Here is a 6,776-nt window from a genome sequence, read left to right on the forward strand (position 1 = left end):
TATGGCAACAGCATCATTAAGGTCGTTCTTTCCCTTAGTTCGATAAGGGATTACGTATTTAACGGCCATGATACGGGCGTCATGTCCCAGTTTATTGAGTGTTCTTGCCCAATAATGTGCACCACCACACGCTTCAACGCCTATACGCATGAGTGGCATATTTGCTATTGTAGTCAGTAGTTTAGAGCGGGTTACCGACTTATGAAGTATGACCTTACCATTTTGGTCTACGGCATGAAGACTGAAGTGGTTTTTAGCTAGGTCGACACCGCAGAAATAAGAATAATCAGACATGGTGCCTCCGATGCATTGAAGTACCACATAAGTGTGGTAGATCCTTGGCAGGGTGAACCCATGTCATTCGTTATGTGTCAGAAATATGGAGATATCAATGTTCAGCTCAAGTGCACGTATGCCAACGGATAATATATATAAATTCTTGGCTTTATTTGGTCTAGTTTTAACTGTTTTTGGCGGATGGCTATTCAACAGTACGCATAACAATTTCAACAATAACCTAATGGGCTACTCTATCGGCTTATCTAAATTGGAGCTTATTGCGGACCCAAATTCACATGAAGAACATCAAATAAAGGTACTTGAAAAGAAAATCGAGCTATTAAAGGCTGATAAACCATTCTATATGGGTTTTTCTAGTATGTTCACTGCATTGGGATTAACTCTAATGGGGTATGGGTTCTTTAGGTGGTTCTTTTATCTTCAACCAAAGCTAGATGAATTATTGGAACTTCAGGTTGAAAAGACAAAGCTGGAAGTTAAAGAAGCGAAACGTCTAAAGTTTCAGCGAAAGTAAACGCATAACAAACTGTTTAAGATTGAATCGTAATGCATGGCATTTTTCCGTGCATTACGATAAGCATATGATGTGTATTTGGACGTTCGGTGTTGAGCAGTCTAGATTCTCTTATCAAACGTCAGTTTCACGGAGGAAACATGACAAGCGACCAACTATTGGAAAAGGCACTTTATAGCAGTGCCAGCATCCATCAACCTCATTCTTTAAAAGCTTATTTGGCTTCGAATCACCTTAATAACTACTTCGCTAAAACAGACAATGTGTGGCTTAAAACGAGTGAGTTGATAGACCAAACTGAGATTGAGGTTTTAGGTGAGTATTCTGCAACGCTACAAGCGCCAAAGTTTACGGATTTTCGTATTCACAGGATATTGGATAATGGGGTATACCCAGCGTCGTATGCTGCTTTAATGCAATGGCATGAGAATAAGGGCTTTCAAGACATCTTCTCGCATTACGTTTCACAGGCTTCTCAAACCAGTGAGTATCTTTCCCACAATGTGACTATCTTATTGGCGCTGAACCGTGTTTACCGTGAACTAGAGCCGTCTCAAGTGCCAGCATTCCTTAACCGCTTCACAGAATTTGTAACATCGACAGGTTCTGACGGCGACCGAAGCACTGGCACAAGTAAAGTCGTAGAGCTCAATAGCGTATTACAAGCATGCTTAAAGCAGTTTGGTTTCTTTGGGCATAACCTAATTACGCTTACGTGGATATTACGTTGCAAGGAAGAGCTGTCGAAAGAGCAATATGACTCGATGCTTTCTAATCTTTATCGACAAGCCAATAGCCCTTTGGAAGATCCTGACGATGAGATTGACCAAGCTATCTTAGCGCAGTGTCAAAGCTCAGATAATTCAGATGAGCTCTATGACAATATCCACCGATTGGTTTTTGGTTATACGTCGAATCTACACCAGATAACCATAGCGGATGCATTGTGCTTTCTTCACGAACGATTCCCTGCACATACATCGGAGCTAAAGCACATTGCCGAGTATCAGTGTCGTTTGTTAAGACAGTCAATTTAGAGATAGAGCCACCCCGTTTCGTGGGGTTCTTAGTCGATACGACAAGTTTCAGGCATACCTAACCCAGTGAGCTTGTTCAACGCTTTTATCAGAAGTGGCCCTCAATTTATGGACATGACTAGAAACGTAGAAACCACTCTCCTGAATTTAATTTCAACAGTAAATCACATACAAACGTAGAGGTAGCGCACAGAATCGAAAAAGGGGATATCGCGATTACGGAATCATTGATCTAGCCGATAGTGAGATAGTGATAAGAGGTCGATAATTCGTTGTCGGACTAAATTAGAACTTTAAATCTAATTTCTAAGTAGTTGTTATCTCAGGAAGAGTTTTTGTGCTATGCGCCCCTATATTAAATACATTATCCCTATTTTAATTCCTTTCATTATCCTCGTAATGCCGCTATCAGCGTTTCCATTTGAAGGCCTTACGATTATTCAACAACGCGTTATCGCGATCTTTTTATTAGCGGCATTGTGCTGGGTGTTCGAGCCCATCCCGATCTACGCGACGTCTGTTGTTATTATCGTTCTGCAATTGTTGATGTTGTCGGATAAAGGGCTGATCTTTTTAAGGTTTGAGCATGGGCAGGAACATTTTGGTGAGTTGTTAAAATACAGCGACATCATGGCGACATTCGCCAGCCCAATCATCATGTTGTTTTTGGGCGGTTTTTTCTTAGCGATGGCCGCCACTAAGTATCGATTAGACGTAAACTTAGCCCGTGTATTATTGAAGCCATTTGGACAAGACCCAAAGTTTGTGATGCTCGGCTTAATGTTGATCACTGGCATCTTTTCGATGTTTATGTCTAACACAGCAACAACGGCAATGATGCTCTCTATTTTAACGCCGGTATTGGCTGTGTTTGGCCCGAAAGACCCCGGTCGTATAGCGTTTGCGCTTTGTATCCCTGTTGCCGCTAACATCGGTGGCATTGGTACCCCGATCGGTACCCCGCCGAACGCTATCGCACTTAAATATTTAGTTGGCGATAACCTCATTACGTTCGGTGAATGGATGGCATTTGGTGTGCCGTTTGTCGTTATTATGATGGCGTTAGCGTGGTTTTTAATCGGCTTTATGTACAAAGCTGACCAAAAGAAAATCGAGCTAAGCATCAAAGGTAAATTCCTTAAAACGCCCAAAGCCATTGCGGTGTACGTCACTTTTGCGCTGACCATCATTCTTTGGTTAATGGGCTCAAGCCATGGCATGAACTCTTATACCGTCGCTCTGATTCCTGTCGCTGTGTTCTCACTCACAGGGATCATCAATAAAGAAGACCTGAAAAAGATTTCTTGGGACGTACTGTGGCTTGTATCAGGTGGTATTGCGCTTGGTTTAGCTCTCGATAAAACTGGTTTAGCAAGGCTCGTGGTACACAGCATTCCGTTTGATAGCTACTCACCCTATGTGGTGTTGTTCGGAGCGGCGTTCTTGTGTTTGGTAATGGCAAACTTTATGTCTCATACCGCAACGGCTAACTTGTTAATGCCAATTATGGCGGCATTAGGTTCGTCTATGGCTTCACTCACGCCACTAGGCGGTGAGCTAACGTTAATTTTGGTTGTGACTTTTGCCGCTTCATTAGGTATGTCGCTGCCAATCAGTACGCCACCGAATGCGTTGGCTCATGCCACTGGTCATGTGCAAAGTAATCAAATGGCCAGAATCGGTATTATTTTGGGTGTGGTTGGTGTGCTACTGAGTTTTGTTATGGTGTGGGTGCTACATTCAATTGGTCACATAGGATAACGATACGTGTATCAACAAAAGCTAGAAGCACTGATCGAGCGCTATTTTAACCAAACAGAACGTCGGGTGACGTGCTGTGCCGGTAACACCATTATTGAACAATCAGCGTTAAACACTCGTTTATATTATGTGTTTAGTGGAGAACTGGAAGGGTTTTATACCGATGCGAATACACCGCAAGTGCGAGTATTTAGCGCGGGTAGTGGGGCTTTTATAGGCGTTCATAGCTTCTTTTCAGGTAATTGGACAGCATCTTCAACGGTTGTTGCTAAAACCGATGTTGAGTTAGCGTGGATCGATAAAGACACGCCTGCAGAAGATGAACGTAAATTTGGCCCTCTTACCGCACAGTTCACACCTGTGATTGTCAATGAGTTGTCGCGTCGTCAACGCCGTGCAACACAAGAAGCGATAGCGAAACAAAAAGCGCTAGAGAAGTTACATACTGCTGAGCAAATGACGACCTTGGGTCAATTGGCTGCAGGGATTGCCCATGAGCTTAACAACGCTATTGGTGTAGTTAATAGTAAATCTGGCCGACTTGAAACGGTCATCATGGATCTACTTGAAGAAGTGCATCCAGAAGCCAGCCAATTTTTCGATTTTGGGTTAATGCATGGTCAGAAAACGTCGTCGTCAGAAGCGCGAACACGTGGGCGACAATTTGAAAGAAAATATGGTTTAGACAAGAACATTGCTCGCTCTCTTGCAAAGGCGATTCCAATTGACGCTTCATATGCAACAGACGTTATTTCAAAACATTGGCTGAAAAACCCAGAAGAAGCGATTCGCTTTTGGCAGATGGGTTGTGATTTACATGATTTACGTTTGGCATCTAGACACACCGTCGGCATCGTAAAATCGGTTAAACAACTTGGCAGAGTTGATATTGACACCGAAGAAGCGGTTGATATTAACGACTCCATTAACCATGCCTTATCGTTGTTACAAAGTGAGTTGCGTAGAGTATCTGTGCGATTGAGCCCTGCAGATTTGCCGCCTTTTAAAGGCTCGAAAACAGAGCTCGTTCAGATTTGGGTCAACATTGTAAAGAATGCTTGTGATGCAATGTCGAATTCAGACGATGCCGCAATAGAAATTCAAACCAGATTAAGTAAGAAAAGAATATTAGTTACGATCACGAATAACGGCCCTGAGATAGACGAGGGGACTCGTAGAAAGATATTTCAGCCCAACTTCACCACTAAAAAAGGTGGTTTATCGTTTGGATTGGGCTTGGGTTTATCAGTAGTTAAGCGGATTGTGGCAGGTTATGGCGGAAGTATCATTGTGAAAAGTGATGCTTCTAAAACTGTATTTAGAATCAAGTTACCAATAGAGGGTGAACATGGAGAAGCTTAATTTAATCTGTGTCGATGACCAGAGAGAAGTACTGAGCGCAGTGATACAAGATTTAGAGCCGCTGGCGAGTTGGCTGAATATTGAAGATTGTGAATCAGCGCAAGAAGTGCTTGATCTCATTGATGAACTTGACGCAGAAGGCGAACACATTACCGTCATCGTGTCTGATCATGTGATGCCAGGGAAAACGGGTGTGGAGTTACTCACTGAAGTGTTCCATGACAGTCGCTTTCCGAATACCAAGAAAATTCTTCTTACGGGGCAGGCCACTCATACTGATACCATCAATGCGATTAATGCAGCAGGCATCGACCGTTACTTTGAAAAGCCTTGGCAAGCAAGCACATTGGTTGAGTGCATTCGTACTCTTGTCACTGAGTACATATTTGATCAAGGGCTTGATTACACGGACTATCAGAATGAGCTCGACCAGCAGGTTGTGTTCAGACGCTTGCGTTAGCCTCTTATGTTAGCGACTTACATTATTCACTAGTGTAAGTCGCTTGAAATTCTATGCACCGAAGGACGCTTTCTGAAGGGTTTTTCTTTGAAAGATGTAATCTTTCGCTGCTTATTTTACCTACCTCTTTTAGTCGTTCAGGTTTTGGTACTCAGTTATTAACACACTGGTTGCTGGCTTTAGTCTAAAACTCATACGCTACGCCAACGCCAACGCCAACGGATGCATTGTGTTTTCTTCAGGAACGATTCCCTGAACATACAGCAGAGCTAAAATGTGTCGCAGAGTTCCCGTGTCGTTTGTTAGAAAAGTAAGTCGAAATTATTCAAAAGTGATTCCTAACGCGTGGGACGTGGAGTTCTAAGCCAAATCGGTACTTACAACGTAAAGGACTAGGCTTTTGACGGCTTACTGCGTAATAATGCATTCGCCCACAAGTGGGGGTTTATAGTCAGTAGGATTTTAAAATGAGTGAGATTGCTCGCTTTATATCTGGTGAAGCGCCGGACAAATTTGGTCGAAATATAGAACAGTTATTGGCTTACAATCATTTTTGGTTGGAGCATGACCATAAGTACATTCAAGTGTTCTTCCCAATAGATGAGGGGACTAAGTTTAATCAACATGCCCCGTTGGTTACTCAAGAAGATAAGGTGCTTTTTGCTAATTCAGAAGCGCTCCGCACAGCTCATCTACAAGTGCTTGACCTGATGCTTGAGTTTTGGGGTATGCAGCGAAACGGGAGTGAAATATCTTCATCGTTACCACTTAGCCCGGCTAATCACGTATGGTTAAAGAATCATGACCATAACCAGCTAAGGTTAACGCGAGCCATTCGCAGTTTGTACTTGTTGGGTAATGAAGAGGTTGCGGCTAGGTTATGTGACTTTTTAGTATCAGCGGCGACCGAGACAGGGTTGGTGTCGGATAAAACCGTTCAGTATTGGCGCAATGCCTTGGAAGGTTAGGGTTTTTCTGTGCAGAGCTTCCGGCACTGCTCATAATTGATTCTCAATGCGCGGTATTTTGTACGATGCCGCTTTCTCTATATTCAACATTTGAATGCAATTTGTGGAATATATCAAAGTTAATTAAACTGATGGTAAGTTATTACTTTTCATTATGTTAGGGTTCTTTTCTTAAGGTCAGCGGATTAGGAAGAGGCTAATGAAAAAGGGATTTGTGATAGCGATATCAATCGGCGTTGTTGTCTTCTTTCTTGTTGGTCGTGAACTCCAGTGGTTCGGACCCAACAATTCCGAGTCGTTTCCTAAACTTCCTGATAGTCCCCAATTTGTTCCTTCTACCGATTTCGACGGTGAGTGGCTAGGCCGCCGTATTA

Annotated in this window: 6 protein-coding genes and 1 pseudogene; 6 read left to right on the top strand and 1 reads right to left on the bottom strand. The window is 42.9% G+C overall.

The genetic code is table 11. The features are described from left to right. Positions 1-294, bottom strand: a pseudogene (locus tag A136_RS18695) (IS110 family transposase); the annotation flags it as partial. A 97-nt stretch (positions 295-391) separates the two neighbouring features. Between A136_RS18695 and A136_RS18700 the strand changes: the two are divergent. From A136_RS18700 to A136_RS18725, 6 genes are all read left to right on the top strand, one after another. Further along, positions 392-814 (top strand): hypothetical protein, encoded by a 423-nt coding sequence (locus tag A136_RS18700; RefSeq protein WP_017063644.1) that lies wholly within the window; start codon positions 392-394, stop codon positions 812-814. Between the two features lie 140 nt (positions 815-954). After that, entirely contained in the window at positions 955-1,851 is an 897-nt protein-coding gene (locus A136_RS18705; RefSeq protein WP_017063645.1) for a hypothetical protein, read from the top strand. A gap of 342 nt (positions 1,852-2,193) precedes the next feature. Then, positions 2,194-3,612 (top strand): SLC13 family permease, encoded by a 1,419-nt coding sequence (locus A136_RS18710; protein WP_017063646.1) that lies wholly within the window; start codon positions 2,194-2,196, stop codon positions 3,610-3,612. 6 nt (positions 3,613-3,618) lie between these two features. Beyond that, positions 3,619-4,974: an ATP-binding protein gene (locus tag A136_RS18715; RefSeq protein ID WP_017063647.1), complete on the top strand. Its 1,356-nt coding sequence runs from the start codon at positions 3,619-3,621 to the stop codon at positions 4,972-4,974. Then, positions 4,961-5,434: a response regulator gene (locus A136_RS18720; RefSeq protein WP_017063648.1), complete on the top strand. Its 474-nt coding sequence runs from the start codon at positions 4,961-4,963 to the stop codon at positions 5,432-5,434. Before A136_RS18715 ends, A136_RS18720 begins: the two co-directional genes overlap by 14 nt. A 467-nt stretch (positions 5,435-5,901) precedes the next feature. Beyond that, entirely contained in the window at positions 5,902-6,402 is a 501-nt protein-coding gene (locus A136_RS18725; RefSeq protein ID WP_017062405.1) for an opioid growth factor receptor-related protein, read from the top strand. The last annotated feature ends 374 nt before the right edge of the window (positions 6,403-6,776 follow it).

It is taken from the genome of Vibrio crassostreae 9ZC13, assembly GCF_000272045.2.
GTDB lineage: Bacteria > Pseudomonadota > Gammaproteobacteria > Enterobacterales > Vibrionaceae > Vibrio > Vibrio crassostreae_C.